The sequence below is a fragment of the Corticimicrobacter populi genome (assembly GCF_003123725.1).
GTDB classification, from domain to species: Bacteria; Pseudomonadota; Gammaproteobacteria; order Burkholderiales; family Burkholderiaceae_B; genus Corticimicrobacter; species Corticimicrobacter populi.
Map to the genome: position 1 here is coordinate 1 of NZ_QETA01000016.1, position 1,165 is coordinate 1,165.

At 61.5% G+C, this 1,165-nt stretch carries 1 protein-coding gene; it reads left to right on the plus strand.

Translation table 11 applies throughout. The annotated features are described in order from the left end of the window. Positions 1–1,164: elongation factor Tu (gene tuf / locus DD235_RS16660; RefSeq protein WP_109063246.1), on the plus strand; the 1,164-nt coding region annotated here is incomplete at its 5' end. Position 1,165: the final 1 nt, after the last annotated feature.

Sequence of the window (1,165 nt, forward strand, 5' to 3'; positions counted from 1 at the left end):
AAGCCGCACGTGAACGTGGGCACGATCGGTCACGTTGACCACGGCAAGACGACGCTGACGGCAGCGATTGCAACGGTGCTGGCCAAGAAGTTCGGCGGTGACGCCAAGGGCTACGACCAGATCGACAATGCGCCGGAAGAGAAGGCACGCGGTATCACGATCAACACCTCGCACGTGGAATACGAAACCGAAAATCGTCACTACGCGCACGTTGACTGCCCGGGCCACGCTGACTATGTCAAGAACATGATCACGGGTGCAGCGCAGATGGACGGCGCGATCCTGGTGGTGTCCTCGGCTGACGGTCCGATGCCGCAAACGCGCGAGCACATTCTGCTGAGCCGCCAGGTTGGCGTGCCGTACATCATCGTGTTCCTGAACAAGGCCGACATGGTGGACGACGCTGAACTGCTGGAACTGGTGGAGATGGAAGTTCGCGAACTGCTCTCGAAGTACGACTTCCCGGGCGACGATACCCCGATCATCAAGGGTTCGGCCAAGCTGGCGCTCGAAGGCGACCAGAGCGAACTGGGCGAGCCGGCGATTCTGAGCCTGGCCGAAGCGCTGGACAGCTACATCCCGACGCCTGAGCGCGCTGTGGACGGTACGTTCCTGATGCCGGTCGAAGACGTGTTCTCGATCTCGGGTCGCGGTACGGTGGTGACGGGTCGCGTGGAGCGCGGTATCGTCAAGGTCGGTGAAGAAATCGAAATCGTCGGTATCAAGGACACGGTCAAGACGACTTGCACGGGCGTGGAAATGTTCCGCAAGCTGCTGGACCAGGGTCAGGCAGGCGACAACGTCGGTATTCTGCTGCGCGGCACCAAGCGTGAAGACGTCGAGCGTGGTCAGGTTCTGGCCAAGCCCGGTTCGATCAAGCCGCACACCGAGTTCACCGCCGAGGTGTACATTCTGTCCAAGGAAGAGGGTGGCCGTCACACGCCGTTCTTCAATGGCTATCGTCCCCAGTTCTACTTCCGCACGACGGACGTGACGGGCACGATCGACCTGCCGGCCGACAAGGAAATGGTTCTGCCGGGCGACAACGTCTCGATGACGGTCAAGCTGCTGGCCCCCATCGCCATGGAAGAAGGTCTGCGCTTCGCCATCCGTGAAGGCGGCCGTACCGTCGGTGCCGGCGTCGTCGCCAAGATCATCGCCTGAT